Genomic DNA, 18364 nt, shown 5'->3' with positions numbered 1-18364 from the left:
TATTAATAATTACGGTACGTGAAATTATTTAGATATAACTTAAAAAAGCTCCCCTAAAAGGAGCCAATTATTTTACAAGATTCTTCTGTAATTCCTCTATTATAAGCTCTGCACCTGCTGGGCTTAGCGTAATCTTTCCATCTGCTAAAGAAATATTTTTATCAGATACTTCTCCTGTTATTACACAAGCACCATTCGCTTCATATTTTTTCAAGATGATCTTTTCACCTTCTACATAAATCTCTAATGGTGTCTTTTCTTCAATTTCCAGCGTGCGTCTTAACTCCATTGGTATAACGATACGTCCTAATGGATCTAATTTTCGAGTTACTCCTGTTGATTTCATGAAATCTCTCCCTTATATATTCTATAGCTCTATATTTCTCATACCCTATGCCATTTTCTCATTGTAACAGCCTTTCACCATACATGAGAAACATAATGACCCAAAAACTCACAATCATAACAAGAATGTGTTTAAACCTTTGCTTAAAGGAAATATGACCTTCTTTCATTCTACACGCCCCTTTTCTCTACATCTTTTTATATGTTAAAATAAAGAGGAAAGAAATGTGCCAATTTCTTTCCTCAACGGTCACTCATGACTTTGCTCTTTGTTTGCTTTTAGCAAATAAAGAGCTTTTATTTTTCTTGTTTTGATTTGCTTTCTAACATGGCATAACGTAATAATTTCAGCTTTGTTTCGCTTTTTAATGCTTTCCATTCAGATACCCCAATTTTCATTCTATATCCCCCTTTTATATTATAAGTTCACCCAAATGACAGCTCCTTGCGGATGTTTGTATGGTTGTGGTGCTGAAAACGAAACAGGATTTTTCAGAATCCAAGCATAGATATTTTTGTATTGAGGATTAAAGCTATCTTCTCTAGAAACGCAATGAAATTGCTCACTTGTTTGATATTCATGTAACGTCAATTTTCTACTTGCCACTAGCTCAACAGTACCTAGTACTGTTCCACTACCGCTTTTAATAAGTGCAATTTTTCCTCTTATGTTGGTATTTGTCCCCCTGATTTCCCATTATTTTTCACCTTGTAGAATCTTTTCTATGTAAGGTGATTTTATAATTAAGCCTTTCAAATACTGCACCTCATTTCAGCTAAACTAATTTTAAAATGATCATAGCTGTATCGGCTTCCTTTATATAAAAGGTATACTTTTTACCCGTCGCTTCTACTGCACCACACAACATTTCTTGATACCTCAAATCAGTTAGATCCATACCTATTTGACCATGTTTTAAAAGAAATTGAAGATCCTTCATCATTTTATTGACCGTTTTCTCCATTCTCTTTTCTCCTCTCGAAATAGTTATATAACTTATATAACTATTCTATTGTTTGTTTTTCCAATTGTCAATATAAGTTATATAACTTATAATACTTTTTATAGAGGAGGGTTAGAATGGCTGTTAACAAAGAAAAGAATACTCAAATTTTAGTTACATTTACAAAAGAACAAGTGGAGCAAATCGAGCAATTTTGGCATGAAAATAAACTCAAGAATCGAAATGAAGCAATTCGCCAACTCGTTGAGAAAGGGTTAAGTCGCAAATAACGGCTAGCCTTTTATATCCCCCCTAAAACCCATATATCCTATTTAAGACCTTTAATAACCATCAGATTTGTTTCTCTTCCGTTTAATACCTATTGCATTATTCGCCCGACAGAAATGCGATACAATCAAATTTGAGAGGTCGTTTTTTTATAAGAGGTGTCTTTTTGATAATAAATTCCTAAAAATAGAAATTGAGCTGGATTTTCATCACAGCTCAATTATTTATTGGCTCTATATGCGTACATGTAGGATATTGAGAGCATCCAAAAAACTTGTTTCCAGTTTTATTTGAATTTCTGACGACTAAATGATGCTTACACACTGGACATTTCCTTTCTGCAGGATCTACACCATGATACACATCTTCAGCCGAATACTCTGGATTTACTTTGTTAATCAATTTTTGAAGCTCTACACGATCTATTAGTTTTACATTGCACGCTTCCGCTAATTCTTTGGCTTGCTTTGTATATACGCTGTTCGTGACAACCCACGCCTCATGAGCCTTGTAATAAGCTTGTGCTGCATAAATCTCCTGTACAGCACGGATACCAACTCGATTTTTCATCCCATATCGTTTGGCTTGAATCACAATGCGATTTTTCCCTTTCAATACAAGATCCGCTCCAAAATCATTCGATTGTTTTGTGACTTCTGGACGATATCCAAGTTCTCGAAAGAGAGCTTTTAAATACACTTCAAACTGATGACCGTCCAGTCTATCTATATAGTAAATACCTGACTTTGCCATTCGCTTCAGTATTCTTCGCTCCCGGACCTTCCGGTACACAAATTTACAAACATGACCTAATACATAAAGGATAAAAACACAAATTAAAATGTGTAGTATGTTTGGCATAGCTGCTAAATTAGACACTTCGCTCCACCTCTTTGATTGGATTCAATTTCTTTGGCTGTTTTGGTTGAGCTGTTTCTTTTTGTTGTTTCTCTTGTTGGGATACTTGTTTTTTTCGCACATCGTTCCAATCTTTTTCATGTGTCGGAATCTCTTCTTTTAGATCCACTAAACACTTCATAGTCTGGATAAAATCTTTCCCACCTTTATCATTATCAACTGCCATGATGACCTCTTTTATATCATGTCCTTCCTTTTTCGCATCAATTAAAGACTGTATTACCGTTTTGGGTTTCAATCCATGCATCGATACCAGGCGAGCATTTTGTATTTGATTTTGCTTGATGCTCCAATGCGATAGCATATCAATGGGATCTTCATAAAAATAAATCTTATCCGGCTTTCCTACATCGACTGTAAAACCTGCATGAATCCTTTCGTAATTCGGGACAATTTGTTTAAAACTCCCTCGTTTATTCTCCATTTTGACAGTACCTTGGCGATTCATTCCGATTACCTTTCCCTTACCGCCTTCTTCTCTCCATTTGAACACGACATTATTTCTTTTATCCTGGGCAATGAGATCCTTTTTAATCAGCCAATTTACCAGTCGAGGATCTATTTTCCTTTCGCCAATTAAGTATTCTTTAATTTCTGTTTGCTTCTTTACTTCTAGGTTCTTGGGATAAATAAAAGGCTGCTGTCCTTTTTTACGTTCTTCTTCCGCTTTTGAACGATCAAACTCCTTATAATCCCCTTTATTAATGTCCATCACGGCTTGTGGAAATGTCATTTCATAGTACATCATGGCAAAGCTAATCGCTCCATATCCCTTTTCACCACGACTATTCCAGGCATATTGATTCCCTTTAATAATGAGGCTGTCATGCTCTGTATGACGATAATAGTTACCTTCTTTCTTAAACCTTTCTCCCTTTGCTTCCAGATACGAAATCAAGTCTACATTTCTTGCCTTCATCGAATCCTCCGTACTGACATGTGCCATTACGGAATCCCCCCTTTATTCTATAAAATGAAATAAAAAAGAGGACTATTCCGTTTCATAGTCCTCTTTTTACGCAAGTATTCAGTTCGTTGTTATTTACCAAATAAAAATTTAAGCCGCTTTTCTTGTACACTATATGATAAACGAGCATCAAATTTCTTCCCGCTTTTGTTTGAGATAAACCCTTTTATCTGATCCGTCACATTCTTTTCTAATAGCTTTTTCACATGGTTACTGCTTAAATTTTTACCAGAAAATGTACCAAAAATAATAAAATCGCATCCCTTTTTGTAATGCTCACATAGATAGTTACTCTTGCCTATAAGCACCCTTCCCTTACATAACGGGCATTTACCTATTGTACGATCTTCCGTTGTTGGGAATCGAAATTTGAGACCAAAATTCTCATCCATGACAATGGCTGCTGTAAATTCTCCTTTTTCTCCTTGAAACCCATTCATAAAGTCTGTTGTTTTGTATTGAATCAGCTTCTTCATTTGCGTACCTGGAATGGCTTTTCCTTTTATTTTTGCTGGTAACATGAAGTCACAACCATTTTTATGTTCTGTACATCCATAAAATGTATTGCGATGAAGTATTTCACCTTTCTTACACTTTGGACATTTTCCAAATGACAGCTCCTCTTGTGTTGGGAACTGGAATTTAATTTGGCCTTCATGAAGTACCAGATAAGCGGAAAACTCTTTCTCATTGGATTTAAAGCCTTTTATGAGATCCGTTTTCTTATTTTCAAACAGCTTTTTCACTTGTGCTTCAGGAATCGCTTTTCCTTTAATCGCCTTTGGTAAAGAGACCTCACATTCAGGATAATTACTACATCCGTAGAAATTCCCTTTATGAAGAATCTTCCCTTTTCTACAAGAACACTTACATACCTCAATTTGTTGATTCCATGTACTTATAATGTCATCTGATACTTTTTCATCCATTGCGCCTAATTGCTCCACTGTATCTTTTACAAACGTATTTGTTTTCTCTACAAACTCCTCATAATTCATGTCTTTTTTTTCAATCATGTAGATCATCCCTTCCATTTCAGCCGTATAGGCTGGATTTTTAATTTCCTCTACCGGAAAAGCATCTATAAACGCACGACCAATATCAGTTGTTCGAATTTGACTGTTTGTAATAGAGATATAGCTTCGCTCTAAAAGCTTTGGAATAAAGGTTTCTTCTGTCGCAACCGTTCCAATCCGTTTTCCTTTCATGAGTTCTTTCAAATGTTCATCGTCTAGTTTTCGTCCAGCCGTTTCCATAAAGGTTAAAATAGAACTTTCCGTATGAAATGCTGGCTTTTTTGTCCTGGACTCAACCAAATCATAATGAACGATTCTGAAAGAATCTCCTTCTTGTAAAACAGGGATCTGAAACGCCTCAACTGATCCCTCTTCTATATCCTCCTGAAAAGCACTTAGAAACCCTTTCTCTTGTAGGATCTTTTCTTTTGTGCTGTAAATATTACCCTCTTGATCTATAAAATGTACCTCTCGTACGAGGTAGATTGCTGGCTTCATAAAGTTTCCCATAAATCGTTTTACAATCATGCCATACAGTTGCTTTTCCAATGGATTTCGGTCGGTCCCGACATAGCATTTTGTTGTTGGGATAATCGCAAAATGACTACTTACAAGCTCATCATTAAAAGTTGCATGCTTTTTCGTTATAGAAGAGTGATCTATTTGTTGCACCAAACTTACATAGGAGCTATTTTCTAACGCACCCATTACCTCTTTTACTCGCTCCACCTGTTCTGTAGGTAAATGCCGAGAAGAAGAACGAGGATACGTAATAAAACCTTCTTCATACAACGTTTGAATATGCTTTTTAGCTGTTTCTGCATTCACTTTTAGCTTGGCATGAGCATCCTTGTAGATATCTGTTAAGTTATATAACAATTTTGGTTTCTTCTTTCTTGTACTCTCTTTAAATTCCGTTACAACAAGACTTGTATCTTTCAAACGATCTCCAAGTTTCTGTAAAGGAGATGGATCTATCAATTGGTCTTCTGCCTTCATTACGGGCGATAAACCATTTTCCGTTAATAGCTTCAGATTATAGTAGGTTTGTTCTTTATAATTTTGAATGGCAAGCTCCCTTTGACGGATCTCATTCAAGATACACATTTGAAGGTTCTGGTGCAAAAACGCTAGGAAAATTGCAATGAATCTATAAATCTTGGACATACTGATACTACTAATCTAAAGAGGGTGTGTAATTGGTATGGAAAAGGAAAATATATTCAAATGGAAGCATTATCAGCCTGATATTATTTTATTAACTGTAAGATGGTACCTACGGTATAACCTCAGTTTTCGTGATCTGGTAGAAATGATGGAGGAACGGGGTTTATCCATTTCTCACACAACCATTATGCGCTGGGTTCATCAATATGGCCCTGAATTGGATAAGCGGATCCGACGTTATCTCAAACAAACAAATGACTCTTGGAGAGTCGATGAAACATATATTAAAGTAAAAGGTCAATGGATGTATCTGTATCGTGCTGTTGATTCGCAAGGAAATACAATCGATTTTTGCCTAAGCAAAACAAGAAATCAGAAGGCTGCAAAGCGCTTTTTCAAGAAAGCTTTGCGGTCTTTTCATGTTTCAAAGCCTCGTGTTATAACAGTTGATAAGAATCCAGCTTATCCAGTAGCAATTGAGGAGCTAAAAGAAGAAAATAAGATGCCAGAAGGCATCCAAATTAGGCAAGTGAAATACCTCAATAATATAGTGGAACAAGATCATCGTTTTATCAAGAAACGTGTACGTTCTATGTTGGGATTGAAGTCATTTAAAACAGCAACCTTTATATTGAGTGGTGTAGAGGCTATGCATATGATTAAAAAAGAACAGATTGATTTACGGCATCAGTCTGTTCAAAATCAGAAAAAATTCATCCATCGATTGTTTGGGCTTACAGCATAAAATAGAATTCCGCTAGAAATATATGAGCTATATGCTCTTTCATTTTATTTTTGCACCAGAACCATTCTTTTTATCTTTTTCTTGTTATACCCCATTCTTTTTAAAATTATAAATTCGTTTTTGTTTGACATCATGCTCGAAAGGTTATGGAAATAGAGAATACTACCTGTTGCAATAAAGAAGATGATAGTAACAAAACTAATGAGCAAGAATGTTGAGCTATTCTGCTGAATAATGTAATCATTTTTTTGGTAACTACTTGTAAAATAAATATTATTTTTAAATAGTGGAGCTAAGTTTTCATAAACTTCCTTGTTATCCCTCATATCTGCTCCATTAAAGCTCATCATAGTCTTTTCTGTAAGCCCTAAGTTTTTTATTTCTTTGTAAAGTTGATCCGAAATAATAAGAGTTCCTACACTATTTGCAAATCCAATTGGATTAAGTAATGTGGTGTCTTTTACTTTTATATCCACGTTATTTGTAGGTGTTAAGTTCAAAGTATGTATTTTCCCTTTATCTAGCTTTTCTTTTTCAGGTCGATATTTTACTAAGATACTTTCATTTTTAGCTAAATTCTCAAAGTCTACATTTTTGCCCTGAATATTTATTAATTCCTTGTAATCCGACTCGGAGATAAGATCAAATCCGTGTTCTTTCTTTATACTATATTCTTTAGGCAAATTGTCAGAAGAGGATGTTCCGTGAATAATAGTCGTTTCTTTGTATTTCATATTTTCTTTACCAACAGTATCTTGTACAGTTTTAATTGCTTTAGTAGCCAATTCTTTATCTTCCAACGGGAACTCAATAGCTGACGGTACGATACGTTCTGTAGCAGCAACTGGATAGTAAAGCGTCAATATAGTGGAACCGAATATAGCCAAAGTTCCTGCAGCTAATAAAGTTAACAAAATTAAAGTTTTTGCCTTCGAACGGATTTTAAATATAAAGTTTGGAACGATAATAATATTCGATTCCTTATAAAACCATGTTTTCTTTTTCTTCAATTTTTGAATGGCATATGGTAAAAAAGAGTGAATAAAGAAAATTGTCCCTAGTATTACACTTAACATTGTTAAAAGCGCGATTGGTGAAAATCCTATCGTTTTCCACAATGATTTAGTTCCTCTTGTAATATCAATAGCTAAGAAATAACCAATTAAAATCAAGAATAATCCCAGTAACGAGAAAGCTGTATTGATTTTTACCTTCTTTTCTTCCTTTTTTTCCATACGTACCAAAGTCAGTAAGGAACTTTTTCGAAGAATTATCCAGTTTGATAAAAATAAAACAGTCAAAACAGCAAATATAAAAACAAAGGTGAATAGTACCGCATCGGGATTAATAAGTGGCACTTCAGAAGTATCGATTTGTAATTTTAGTACTCTGACTATCGCTTCGACAATTCCTTTATGAGTAATAGCACCAAAAGCGATTCCTACAATTAGAGCAGCAAAACAAATTATAATATTTTCAAAGGTTAATAGTTTTAGCATTGTTGACTTTCGATACCCTAAGAGCGAATAAATTCCAAGTTCTTTCATTCTTTTTTTCATAAAGAAAGTATTGGAGTATGACATATAGAATAGTACAAATGTCATAACAAAGATTGCCACCGTTCTCGACATTGTTTCTACTCTACCATCAGACGAAATCTTTTCCATGATAATATCATTCATGGAAAAAGAAATAAAGGAGAAAAACACCATCAGCACAAAAGCTACTGAAACGAAATAGAACGAATAGAAGGAAAAGTTATTCTTCAGATTCTTTTTTGCTATTGTTAATAATCCCACAGTCATGCCTTCCTTTCATACTCTTAGTTATATCGATTTTCATCAATTTTAGAGATTTCCTTTAATATCTCTTCAAAAAATTCTTTTCTATCCTGTTTATTTTTTCTTAATTCTTTTATAATATTTCCATCTTTGAATATTAGGATTCTGTTTGAAAAACTTGCTGCATAAGCGTCATGAGTCACCATTAAAATTGTAGTGTGAAGTTCCTCATTTACCTCTCTTAGTTTTTGAAGTAGTTCTGTTGCAGAGTTTGAATCTAACGCACCTGTCGGTTCATCTGCAAATAAAATACTTGGCTGTTTCGCAATCGCTCTTGCTGCTGCAACCCTTTGTTTTTGCCCTCCAGAAAGTTGACTAGGGTACTTGGATAATTGTTCGAATATCCCAAAACGCTTTGCTAAATTTTCTATTGCCGATTCAATTTCTTTTGGGGATTTCTTTAACAGAGTAAGTGGCACAGCAATATTTTCCTTCACTGTTAAACTATCAAGTAAAAAATACTCTTGAAAAATAAAGCCTAAATGATCTTTCCTAAAATCCGCAGATTTATTATCATTAAGTGTTTTAATATCAACATTATTTATAAAAACATCTCCATCTGTAGGTGTATCAATGGTTGATAGGATATTTAATAAAGTTGTCTTCCCAGATCCAGATGCCCCCATAATGCCAATAAATTCACCCGATTCAATATCAAAAGATACTTTATTCAGTCCAGGTAATTGATTCTTATTGTAAATCTTTGTCACATTTTTTGCAGATACTAATGCATTCATCATATTTGCTCCTTTCAATCTATCAATATATTAAGTTTATCCTTTGATATATAAAGAAGCATGAGTAAAAAGCGCAACCTTCTACTCATACCCCTGTATTTTGCACTACAAACCTGTCCAGTTTATAAAAATGTCTCCATAAATGACCGTTTTTGTGATAAAAAACAGCTTTAAAACGAAATTTTTCTTTCTACAGTTAATGAATTACGAGAATTTAGCTCATTTTTTTCATTTTAGGAAGCCACAAATTTATTAACTTGATGGTGATGAGATAGCGCCCCTATTACTAAGAATTTAAATAGTGTATTAAATAAGAAAAAATATTGACAACTGAATAGACGAGTGCTTTCTAGATATGCAACAAACAGCTCACCTTTTCGGACGTGATCCGATTGTAATTACTAAAAGGATTCAAAGAGAAATATATGATACAACTGGAATAACCGTATCCATTGGAATTGGGCCGAATTTATTCCTTTCAAAAGTTGCTCTAGATGTGGAAAGTAAACATTCAAACTTTAGGATTGTATTGTGGACATACGAAGATGTTCCAAAGAAACACTGGAATATCAAGCCACTCAAAAATGTATGAGGAATCAGATCAGCGACCTAGGACGCTTTACATGGCAGGTGACTGTTTTTCTTGGAAATGCCAAAAGAGCACTTAATACAGCGATTTGGCAAAGTAAAAGGTGAAGAGCTATATCGTTTCGCATATGGCATTGATGAAAGCCGTATTGTTAATAAATACGTTCCTAAAAGTACTTCTATAACGAAAAGACAAATATTATTAGAAGATTGCTTTAGTCTAAATAAATTAAAATTACTTATTTTAGAACAGATTGGGGAAACTTCTTTGAATAACTAATTCAAGATCGACACGTTTAGAAAAAATGAAACCCAAGATTGAAAAATAGTTATATACCATTTAATAATAACTAAAATTTAGAAATCAATAAAAAAGATGGCGTTTAATTCACAAGTAATTAAACGCCAAAATTAATATTTTTATTCTAAACCATTCTTTCTTTATCAGATTTAACTTCAAATGAATTACTTTTATCTATTATTAGTAATAATTTTATAGCTTAATTTTTGGCGAATCTAATGCTAGTATAGAAGGAATTTGATTAGGTGCATATAATCGTAACAGCCCAAAACCAATACCTGCAATACCATTCATTAATCCCACTGAATTCAAATCTGCCTTAATTTCATTTTCTTCAGAAAACATTCGTTTATTTATCATTTTTCGACAGAAGACTCCCTCCTCAATTTGTGTGAAGCTGTGATAACACCAGCAAATAGGTGGGAGATGAATGTCGGTTGGCGTAAGCCAAAATGTTTGCTACCATTTACTTGTACAGATTGCTCTTTGAAAACTGAAGATATGAGGTTGGTTGCAGAAAAATCGTTGCAATCGTAAAATCTTCAACATTCTATCGCCCCACGTTTGCCGAAGTTGCGAAAACCAAGCAAAAGTAGGAAGCGTGGTGAGTCAACGTACAAGATACTTAACTTCTCACCGTAGGAACTACGGGCTGAGCCTGCTAAGATAACTGGTGGATACACCGGTGTCCGCAGGAATCTCCCACTTCACACAGACCGCAAGTTCGTTAAGTGGGGGTAGTTCAAGTAGTATTCTTTAGACAATCAATATCTAAAGTTTAAGGTGCAGGTACTAATTTCCACACAATCTTTTCTTTACCTAAATAGGTCATTGTAAGAGGACCATACATTGGTGATTCAATATTCTCATATTTAAGGTATCCACCTTCAGCTTGAAGAGTATACCCTCCCTCCACAGGAGTTATCGTCCAATAAGCTGCATTTTCCTCCCCACCAAAATATACACTATTATCCGATGTACTAAACCAATAAGAAATAGGTCCTCCTACCCAATTCACAGAGTCCTCAATACGATATTTCTTGTTTTCTTCAGAAAAATGCAATTTCATAGGATCTCCTTGTGAACCAACAAGTACATAAATACGAGCACCAAAGAGCATACGGAAACGCAATCCTTTTGTGGGTGAATCTGCTGGAACTATATAATAGTTTTTACTTGTATCAATTCGTTCTCCTACCTCGTTTACTGAACCGGATGATACAGATGCACTTGCTTTCTCGATTGGAGAAAATCCTAAAAGCGTAATCAAAGCCAGTAAAGATATTAGAACACCTTTAATCCTCATAACAACACTCCTTTTCATATTTACATTTAATAGCGGTATAACTATTTTAAGAGCTTAAAAGTCTCCTCGCCGATTATCAATTCCTTATCCACGTATTATCCTTTAGACAGATTAAAACTTATCTCCCCACAAATGTATCTAAAACTTACGGCGCGGATACTAATTTCCACACAACTTCTTCTTTACCTAAATGGGCCACTGTAAGAGGACCATGCATTGGCGATATAACATCTTTATAGTAAAGGTATCTATCTTCTGCTTGAATTGTATATCCTCCCTCTACAGGAGTTATAGTCCAATAAGTTGCGTTATTCTCCTGCCAATCAAAATATACACCATTCCCTGATGCCCAAAACCAAAAAGAACCATGATTTCCCATGATATTCATAGGCATCCCAATACGATATTTCTGGTTTTTTTCAGAAAAATGCAATTTCACAGGAGTTGCGGAAGGTTTTTCTACTGTGTTACCTATTGGACTAACTTGTACAGATAAAACAGAATTCGAAAGCGGACGAAAAATTAACCCTCTTGTTGGTAAATCTGCTGGAACTATATAATAGTTTTTACTTGTATCAATCCTATTTCCTACCTCATTCACTGAATCAGATGCACTTGCTTTCTCGATTGGAGAAAACCCTAAAAACGTAATCAAGGCGAGGAAAGATATTAATACTCCTTTAATCCTCATAACAACACTCCTTTTCATATTGAAATATAATAAAGATATAAATATTTTAAGAACCTAAAAATTCACAATCTTATTATCAATTCTTTATCCACGTATTATCTTTTGGATAAGTTATATTTAAAACTTATGTCCTCATAAACTTTAAGAAACGGGTACTAATTTCCACACAACTTTTTCTTTACCTAAGTAGGCACGTGTAGTAGGACCATACATTGGTGATTCAATCTCTTTATAATCAAGGTATCCACCTTCAGCTTGCAGTGTATATCCTCCTTCTACAGGAGTTATCGTCCAATAAGCCGCGTTTTTATCCGGTCCAAAAAACAAATAACTACTTACCCATAGATAACTAAGTTCCATCTTAGGAGGCATCGTATAAGGCATCCCAATACGATATTTCTGGTTTTCTTCAGAAAAATGCAATTTCATAGGAATTCCGGAAGGTTTTTCCACTGTGTTACTTCTTGAACTAACTACTAAAGACGGGAGAAAGTTAAAAGAATTTTGAGAACTTAATCCTCTTGTTGGTGAATCTGCTGGGGTTATATAATAGTTTTTACTTGTATCAATCCTATCTCCTACCTCGTTTACTGAATCAGATGATACAGATGCACTTGCTTTCTCTATTGGCAAAAATCCTAAAAACGTAACCAAAACGAGGAAAGATATTAATATTCCTTTAATTTTCATAAATATATCTCCTTTCAGCTATTTAACTACTATAGTAATTCAAAACACAAAAACTTAATATTAAGAAAAAATGCTTTATAGTGTTTTAGTATGAATCTTGTTTAATTATCTTGCTACGGGTATTACGATGAATATATTTATCGCGGTATGAGTTTATACAATTACAGTAGCAAGGATTAGAAATTTTAATAAAACAAAGTTTATATATTCGATTAAGAATAGCCATACTCAATGGCACACATTATTCATGTCAGCTACTAAAATTATTCTTTGAGAATCTTCCTGTGAAATAAATCTTGTTGGAATTATAAGTGTAGTAGTATGAAGTATGATTATTTGAGTAATTAGTGCAGTATGTCAGTAACTGAGGAGTAAAAAATTTTTCTTTACTACTTTAGAATTTCGAAAAAATATTATCTATTGAAGGTTATAATAAGGAATCATTTACAAGGGGTATAAGGTGACAGTTGGATTCGAACCAATATAAAAGGGTATGCTAACTTTTCACCATGCCTAATTGGTATGCCACCATATGAAAAGTATTGATACACTAAAATAAAAGGCGGCAATCGGATTTGAACCGATGATACAGGTTTTGCAGACCTGGGCCTTACCACTTGGCTATGCCGCCATATAATTCTCCATGAAAGAGAATTAACACTCTGCTTTACAATTAAAACAATGTTGCACACTACATCAATTAACTATTGTTTCTGAATAAATAGATTTCAAATAAGATTATACCATTATTTTTTAAATTTAGTAACCTAAATTACTGATTTTTCAAATATAATAATTATTTACAGAACCACTTCAATGATTTGTCTCCCATATCTATTGAAGTAGAGTAGCCTCCTCCAGCTAAATAGGAGAAGAGGCTACTCTACTTCAACGTACAAATATGTTTTATTACATAAACCATGAGTTAACCCTACTAAAATAGTGAATAAAAATTAGATATTTACAGAATCCTCTTGCCTCTTTGAACTACTCACCACTTAACGTCTTTACGGATTGTTTGAAGTGGGAGATTCCTAAGTACAGGGTTCTATCGAACTCTAATGGATTAGGCTATCCCCGTAGTTCCTACGGTTAAGAGACGAATTGCTTCGTTTCTCAGATTGAGTGCTGCATTCCGATCTCTATTATGATGTGTGTCACAAGAATGGCAATCCCACTCACGAATTGTTAGATTTTTAACATCTTTGTTTTTGTATCCACAATTGGAACATAGCTGACTAGAAGCAAATGCTTTAGATACCACAACAACTTGCTTGCCATACCATTTCGCTTTATATTCCAACATCGTTCGAAATTGTGACCAAGATACTTCACTAATCGCTTTTGCAAGCTTTCTATTTTTGAGCATATTACTGACTTGTAAGTCTTCCATACCGATGACATCGTGGTTTTTGATGATTTCAGTAGAGAGCTTATGTAAGTAATCAGCTCTTGCGTTTGCAATATGTTCATGAATTCTTGCAACTTTCACACGTTGTTTATTCCAGTTCGAAGAACCTTTCGTTCTTCTGGAAAGGATACGCTGTGCTCTCGTTAACTTTTCTTCTAATATTCGAAAGAATTTAGGGTTTTTGTATGTTGTGCCATCAGAAAGAATGGCAAAATCTTTTAACCCAACGTCAATTCCACAAGTAGATTCAGTTTTAAGCATTTCTTGTACCTCTGTTTCTACAAGGATAGATATAAAGTATCTACCACTTGGATTGCGTCGAATCGTTGCATTTAAAATACGCCCTTCTACTTCACGACTTTTGGCAAAGCGAACAAGGCCAAGTTTCGGTAATTTCATTCTGTTGCCTACAATTGCAATATTTCCGTTTGTTTGCTTGGTTGTATATGATTGAACTTTATTATTTTTAGACTTAAATCGTGGGATATCATTCTGTTTCTTGAAAAAACGTGAAAAAGCATCTGCGAGGTTTTTCAATGTGGATTGAAGAGCAATACTATCGACTTCTTTTAACCAAATCGTATCCTGTTTTTTCTTTAATTGGGTGAGCTCAGCAGAGCAATAAGGATAGGTTAATCCTTCTCCTGTTTCTTTATAGGTGTCATTCCAAAGAGCAAGAAAATGGTTAAATACAAAGCGACTGCAACCGATCGTTTTAGCAATTAATATTTCTTGTTCCTTATTTGGATAGATACGAAATTTATATGCCTTATTTACTAACATGGGTTGCACCTCACTTTTTTGTATGATGCCTACAGTATACTAAAAAACGTAGGCTTACGCTTACCGACATTCATCCCCCACCTAAAATTGGTGTTTCACACCTTCCCATTTTTGAGGAAGGAGTCTTCTGTCGGAAAAAGATAAATTTTACCTATAACCAATTCTTCTCTTTCTGCCCAAGTCTCATCAGCCTCTTCTAATGTAACTATCTCCGTTTACTCCTCAATAGCTGTATCCTTAACTAAAAATGTTGCTACAGTCCCAGTAGATGTTGAATATTTGGCAATTATTGTATCTATTATATTATCAATCTCTAATAAAACGTTATTAGGGGTTTCTCTTTGAATTTGAATATGCGTTTTTAAAAGTTCTTTTAAGCGTGAATTAAGCATATATTCAACATAACCAATTGCGAATTTATATCTGCACGAAAACGTATATCATTAATTATCTTTAACACAATATCTTCATAATTTTTTCATTTTTCAAATACTTTATGGTATACTTTTTCTTTACATCGTTCCTCCATCATTTCTACCAGCTTAGGCTGTACTTTAGGTCCTAACATACAGTTAACAAGATGATATCTAGTCGATAATGATAATGCTTCCGTTCGAATAAATTTTCTTTTTATACCGATTAATGCAGATATAATGATATAATCTATGTAGCTTAAATTTCATTTTTTAAATATTAAAATTACACCAGGGAGGCAATTTTAAATGAAAAAATTATTAGTAGTAATTTCAATCTTTTTTTGTGTAATATGTTTTGGAATGCCTAATAACATTAAAGCGGATTTACCTATTATAAATCAAGCCGAAGAAGTAGATAAAGCTTTAAATGGGATATCTGCCTACGTTAATGTTAATGAAAATTCAATTGTTAGTATTAATGAAAGAGAAGCTCTTAAAGATGGAATAAGTCAAAAATCTATCGATATATCTAAACGTTTTTTTAATGAACAAAATCGTTTAATAGAAGCAGTACAAGCTGGTGAAAATTTAGAAGATATTAAGATTGATAAAGTCCTGTTAAAAGAGTTCGAAAATTACTTTATAATGGTTGCCAAAGGAAAGACAAAGAAACAGACAAATTTGAACGTTATGAGAGCCATTGGTGGCTGTAATGGCGATAAAAATAAACCACATTTATGTCCACCTAGAGAAGTTAAACTTGAAAATATATCGTTAGAAGTTGCTCAAAAGTGGTTATTAGATCAAGGTTTCCATAGAACATCTTCATACGCTGGTGGAGGGAAGGCGTCTGATCCTGCACTTGATTTTACTAAATGTGTTTCAGCAAATAGTTGTGTGAAGTGCGCTTTTAGGGATCAGGCAGTTATTTCAGAGGATGGTAAGGGACAATATAAAGTCACTATTCAAGAATCAGAGCCTAATCCAGAGGTATTAGAATATGTATGGCCAAGTGTCACATGGGGATTTTATGTAAAGTGGTGGCATGACAATTATTGTTAAATAAATGAAATGCTTGTATGAATAGAACGTATCTTGAGTTTGTTTTAAATTAATTTTTTAAAACAAGCTCATTTTTTTGAGAGGAGTTATCTATAAGTATCTTGGTGCTCTCAAAAACGTTTCACAAAAATTTATACATTTTATTTTGGTGTCTTAATAGAGGGAGAACAGCATGAGCAAATCAGTGGTATTGGTAACTGCTAAACCATTGAAAAATTGGTTCTTAGTAGAATGAGTAGATTATACGAAATTTTAAAACGGTCAGAGGAAGAAATTTGTTATGTCAATAAGATAGAGGGGCTAATAATAGAAAATTTTCAAGTGTGAAAGGTGACAAAAACAGTATTGTATACCTTATTTTTGTCACCTGAATGATAATAATGTACTTTCCGAGCTGTGCAGTTATAGATCTTTTTTTGAAAATAAAAATACACCTATAATTAAATAAAGTATCGACAACAATATGCCGACAACCCACGCTTCCATTAGGAAAACGCCTTTATTTGAAGCGAAATTAGTAAAGTTAGTGCTTAATATACTTGATGGGGAATACTTATATGAGTCACTGATGAATGGTAAATTTTTAGAGATGAATTTCATAATATCCCCAGAAACACTATATATAAGTATTAGGATTGCCATATTCGTTATATCTTTTAGTGCTAATATATGTATAACATATGCTAAGATGAAAGAACTTACAATTATAGGAAGCATATTAATTAAAGCAAGTAAGTAATCGAAAAAAATAGAATTTGTATGATGTTCTAACAATAGATTACCTATAATCATAGAACTTATAACGAGAGTTATACCTAAAATTAGGAAATAAGAAAGAGAAACTATTAGCTTTCCAAAGAAAATATTCTTTCTTGAAAGACCAAAACTAAGTGATTGCCGCATGATAGTTAAGTCTTTTCCAGCAAGTATCGAAGAAATGGCATAAGCTAAGAAGATAATTATTATATAGAAGCTAATTATGTTAGCAAAATAGAATTCTAAATTCGCGTATCGGAATGTTCCATCTGCTTTTAAGCTATAAAAGAGTGCAATAGGGGCAAATAACACTAGAAATAAAGAAATACCAGTGGTTACAAGAAGTAACTTACTTCTTTGAAAACGATAAAACTCACTCTTTATGTAATTTATCATGTCAAGTCTCCTCCTAAAAGATTAAAGAAATAGCCTTCTAAATTATGATGTTCGATTTTAAATTCATATACAATGATATTGTTTTTTGTTAAGAATGTATTGATATTTGATCCATTAGTTACATTATTTTTAATGATAATCCAATTGTCTTCAAGTATTTCACACTGTAAATTTCTTTCGAACTGTTTTAATAAATCAATAGCTAGCGAGGTATCATTTACCTTTATTTTCAAGTGCTGTAAACTTTTTCTTTCAAAATCAGCAGCGCTTATATCTTCAATGATTTTTCCTTTATTAAAAAAAACATATCTAGTAGCAATATTTTGTAATTCTGATAGTACGTGACTCGAAATTAAAATTGTAGTATTTCTTTCTTTATTTAAATTTATAAGTAATTGTCGCAGTTCTCGAATACCTTCCGCATCTAATCCGTTTGTTGGCTCGTCTAATACTAGGCAATCAGGATTTGATAGTAAGCAAAGTGCGATTCCTAATCTTTGTTTCATTCCCATAGAATAGTTACGGAATGTTACTTTAGTATGTTCCTCAAGCTTTACCACTCTAATTAATTCATCGATGAGATTTTTATTCTCTATGCCTCTTTGTATTCTGTAGTATTCAAGATTTTGCTTAGCTGTAAAGTTATCAAAAAAGGCTGGGGCTTCTATTAAAAAACTGAATTTTTTTCTAGATAAATGAAGATTCTTATCTTCTTGATTATCAAGTTGAATCAGTCCTTCTGTTGGTAATACTTGATTTGATAACATTTTAAAAAAAGTAGATTTTCCAGCTCCATTTTTTCCTATAATAGCGCAAATTTCTCCTTTTTTTAAAGTGAAGTTTAAGTTTTTTATAACTGTTTTTGATTTAAATTGTTTAGTTAAATTAACTGTCTTTATGATATGGTTACACATGCTATCACCTCATCTGGATAAGTTTTTTATGTAAGTTTGAAATAAAATTAAGGGGTTTATAAAAGACTCATTTATATGGAAA

General features: G+C 33.4%; 17 protein-coding genes, 1 tRNA gene and 2 pseudogenes. 5 read left to right on the top strand and 15 right to left on the bottom strand.

Annotated elements, in window-relative coordinates; genetic code table 11:
- Nucleotides 1–67: 67 nt before the first annotated feature.
- Both MHH45_RS26115 and MHH45_RS26110 read right to left on the bottom strand, forming a co-directional pair.
- Nucleotides 68–346, bottom strand: a complete 279-nt coding sequence (locus MHH45_RS26115; protein ID WP_088094607.1) for an AbrB/MazE/SpoVT family DNA-binding domain-containing protein — start codon at nucleotides 344–346, stop codon at nucleotides 68–70.
- 775 nt (nucleotides 347–1121) lie between these two features.
- On the bottom strand, nucleotides 1122–1310 hold the full coding sequence (locus MHH45_RS26110) for a hypothetical protein (RefSeq protein ID WP_088094608.1): 189 nt from the start codon (nucleotides 1308–1310) through the stop codon (nucleotides 1122–1124).
- A 116-nt stretch (nucleotides 1311–1426) separates the two neighbouring features.
- Between MHH45_RS26110 and MHH45_RS26105 the strand changes: the two genes are divergently transcribed.
- Nucleotides 1427–1579, top strand: coding sequence for a ribbon-helix-helix domain-containing protein (locus MHH45_RS26105; RefSeq protein WP_170927974.1), 153 nt, complete (start codon nucleotides 1427–1429; stop codon nucleotides 1577–1579).
- A gap of 214 nt (nucleotides 1580–1793) precedes the next feature.
- Here the strand turns inward: MHH45_RS26105 and MHH45_RS26100 are convergent, their stop codons facing one another.
- The 3 genes and pseudogenes from MHH45_RS26100 to MHH45_RS26090 all read right to left on the bottom strand — a co-directional run.
- On the bottom strand, nucleotides 1794–2456 hold the full coding sequence (locus MHH45_RS26100) for a restriction endonuclease (protein ID WP_088094609.1): 663 nt from the start codon (nucleotides 2454–2456) through the stop codon (nucleotides 1794–1796).
- The gene (locus MHH45_RS26095) at nucleotides 2449–3441 is read right to left on the bottom strand and encodes a DUF3991 and TOPRIM domain-containing protein (protein WP_088094610.1); all 993 of its coding nucleotides are present in this window, start codon (nucleotides 3439–3441) and stop codon (nucleotides 2449–2451) included. The genes MHH45_RS26100 and MHH45_RS26095 overlap by 8 nt, the downstream gene beginning before the upstream one ends.
- 92 nt (nucleotides 3442–3533) lie before the next feature.
- Nucleotides 3534–5591 (bottom strand): annotated as a pseudogene (locus tag MHH45_RS26090) (DNA topoisomerase); the annotation flags it as partial.
- 91 nt (nucleotides 5592–5682) lie between these two features.
- On the opposite strand from MHH45_RS26090, the gene MHH45_RS26085 reads away from it, so the two are divergent.
- Entirely contained in the window at nucleotides 5683–6390 is a 708-nt protein-coding gene (locus MHH45_RS26085; protein WP_088094612.1) for an IS6 family transposase, read from the top strand.
- A 59-nt stretch (nucleotides 6391–6449) separates the two neighbouring features.
- On the opposite strand, the pseudogene MHH45_RS26080 reads toward MHH45_RS26085, so the two are convergent.
- Nucleotides 6450–8189, bottom strand: a pseudogene (locus MHH45_RS26080) (ABC transporter permease); the annotation flags it as partial.
- A 23-nt stretch (nucleotides 8190–8212) separates the two neighbouring features.
- On the bottom strand, nucleotides 8213–8968 hold the full coding sequence (locus MHH45_RS26075) for an ABC transporter ATP-binding protein (RefSeq protein WP_088094613.1): 756 nt from the start codon (nucleotides 8966–8968) through the stop codon (nucleotides 8213–8215).
- A 334-nt stretch (nucleotides 8969–9302) separates the two neighbouring features.
- Here MHH45_RS26075 and MHH45_RS28150 point away from each other — a divergent pair, with 334 nt between their 5' ends.
- A complete protein-coding gene (locus tag MHH45_RS28150; RefSeq protein ID WP_283936168.1) occupies nucleotides 9303–9560 on the top strand; it encodes a Y-family DNA polymerase in 258 nt (85 codons plus the stop codon).
- A gap of 51 nt (nucleotides 9561–9611) precedes the next feature.
- The gene (locus MHH45_RS28145) at nucleotides 9612–9836 is read left to right on the top strand and encodes a hypothetical protein (RefSeq protein ID WP_249922740.1); all 225 of its coding nucleotides are present in this window, start codon (nucleotides 9612–9614) and stop codon (nucleotides 9834–9836) included.
- Nucleotides 9837–10049: 213 nt separating this feature from the next.
- On the opposite strand, the gene MHH45_RS26065 is transcribed toward MHH45_RS28145, so the two are convergent.
- The 6 genes from MHH45_RS26065 to tnpB form a co-directional block, all read right to left on the bottom strand.
- Entirely contained in the window at nucleotides 10050–10217 is a 168-nt protein-coding gene (locus tag MHH45_RS26065; RefSeq protein WP_140386108.1) for a lanthionine synthetase LanC family protein, read from the bottom strand.
- A 418-nt stretch (nucleotides 10218–10635) separates the two neighbouring features.
- Nucleotides 10636–11163, bottom strand: coding sequence for a hypothetical protein (locus MHH45_RS26060; protein WP_088094614.1), 528 nt, complete (start codon nucleotides 11161–11163; stop codon nucleotides 10636–10638).
- A gap of 145 nt (nucleotides 11164–11308) precedes the next feature.
- Nucleotides 11309–11854 carry a hypothetical protein gene (locus tag MHH45_RS26055; RefSeq protein WP_088094615.1) on the bottom strand — a complete coding sequence of 182 codons (546 nt, stop codon included), beginning with the start codon at nucleotides 11852–11854 and terminating at the stop codon, nucleotides 11309–11311.
- A 141-nt stretch (nucleotides 11855–11995) separates the two neighbouring features.
- Nucleotides 11996–12544 carry a hypothetical protein gene (locus tag MHH45_RS26050; protein ID WP_088094616.1) on the bottom strand — a complete coding sequence of 183 codons (549 nt, stop codon included), beginning with the start codon at nucleotides 12542–12544 and terminating at the stop codon, nucleotides 11996–11998.
- Nucleotides 12545–13104: 560 nt separating this feature from the next.
- Nucleotides 13105–13175: transfer RNA gene (locus MHH45_RS26045), tRNA-Cys, on the bottom strand.
- A gap of 435 nt (nucleotides 13176–13610) precedes the next feature.
- Nucleotides 13611–14738, bottom strand: coding sequence for an IS200/IS605 family element RNA-guided endonuclease TnpB (gene tnpB, locus MHH45_RS26040; protein WP_088094617.1), 1128 nt, complete (start codon nucleotides 14736–14738; stop codon nucleotides 13611–13613).
- 722 nt (nucleotides 14739–15460) lie between these two features.
- On the opposite strand from tnpB, the gene MHH45_RS26030 reads away from it, so the two are divergent.
- A complete protein-coding gene (locus MHH45_RS26030) occupies nucleotides 15461–16216 on the top strand; it encodes a hypothetical protein (RefSeq protein ID WP_088094618.1) in 756 nt (251 codons plus the stop codon).
- A 402-nt stretch (nucleotides 16217–16618) separates the two neighbouring features.
- Here the strand turns inward: MHH45_RS26030 and MHH45_RS26025 are convergent, their stop codons facing one another.
- Nucleotides 16619–17368: a hypothetical protein gene (locus MHH45_RS26025; protein WP_088094619.1), complete on the bottom strand. Its 750-nt coding sequence runs from the start codon at nucleotides 17366–17368 to the stop codon at nucleotides 16619–16621.
- Complete coding sequence (locus MHH45_RS26020; RefSeq protein ID WP_088094620.1) at nucleotides 17365–18282, bottom strand: ATP-binding cassette domain-containing protein; 918 nt, start codon at nucleotides 18280–18282, stop codon at nucleotides 17365–17367. The genes MHH45_RS26025 and MHH45_RS26020 overlap by 4 nt, the downstream gene beginning before the upstream one ends.
- Nucleotides 18283–18364: the final 82 nt, after the last annotated feature.

The organism is Bacillus sp. FSL K6-0042, from assembly GCF_038006685.1.
Lineage (GTDB): Bacteria > Bacillota > Bacilli > Bacillales > Bacillaceae_G > Bacillus_A > Bacillus_A pseudomycoides.
Note: the sequence above shows the minus strand (reverse complement) of the source record. Positions and strands in the feature narration are given on the sequence as shown.

What these genes read in the sequence shown, in the direction of transcription:
- MHH45_RS26115 (WP_088094607.1), bottom strand. Translation starts at nt 346, where the DNA reads ATGAAATCAACAGGAGTAACTCGAAAATTAGATCCATTAGGACGTATC.
- MHH45_RS26110 (WP_088094608.1), bottom strand. Translation starts at nt 1,310, where the DNA reads ATGGAGAAAACGGTCAATAAAATGATGAAGGATCTTCAATTTCTTTTA.
- MHH45_RS26105 (WP_170927974.1), top strand. Translation starts at nt 1,427, where the DNA reads ATGGCTGTTAACAAAGAAAAGAATACTCAAATTTTAGTTACATTTACA.
- MHH45_RS26095 (WP_088094610.1), bottom strand. Translation starts at nt 3,441, where the DNA reads ATGGCACATGTCAGTACGGAGGATTCGATGAAGGCAAGAAATGTAGAC.
- MHH45_RS26085 (WP_088094612.1), top strand. Translation starts at nt 5,683, where the DNA reads ATGGAAAAGGAAAATATATTCAAATGGAAGCATTATCAGCCTGATATT.
- MHH45_RS26075 (WP_088094613.1), bottom strand. Translation starts at nt 8,968, where the DNA reads ATGAATGCATTAGTATCTGCAAAAAATGTGACAAAGATTTACAATAAG.
- MHH45_RS26065 (WP_140386108.1), bottom strand. Translation starts at nt 10,217, where the DNA reads ATGATAAATAAACGAATGTTTTCTGAAGAAAATGAAATTAAGGCAGAT.
- MHH45_RS26060 (WP_088094614.1), bottom strand. Translation starts at nt 11,163, where the DNA reads ATGAGGATTAAAGGTGTTCTAATATCTTTACTGGCTTTGATTACGCTT.
- MHH45_RS26055 (WP_088094615.1), bottom strand. Translation starts at nt 11,854, where the DNA reads ATGAGGATTAAAGGAGTATTAATATCTTTCCTCGCCTTGATTACGTTT.
- MHH45_RS26050 (WP_088094616.1), bottom strand. Translation starts at nt 12,544, where the DNA reads ATGAAAATTAAAGGAATATTAATATCTTTCCTCGTTTTGGTTACGTTT.
- tnpB (WP_088094617.1), bottom strand. Translation starts at nt 14,738, where the DNA reads ATGTTAGTAAATAAGGCATATAAATTTCGTATCTATCCAAATAAGGAA.
- MHH45_RS26030 (WP_088094618.1), top strand. Translation starts at nt 15,461, where the DNA reads ATGAAAAAATTATTAGTAGTAATTTCAATCTTTTTTTGTGTAATATGT.
- MHH45_RS26025 (WP_088094619.1), bottom strand. Translation starts at nt 17,368, where the DNA reads ATGATAAATTACATAAAGAGTGAGTTTTATCGTTTTCAAAGAAGTAAG.
- MHH45_RS26020 (WP_088094620.1), bottom strand. Translation starts at nt 18,282, where the DNA reads ATGTGTAACCATATCATAAAGACAGTTAATTTAACTAAACAATTTAAA.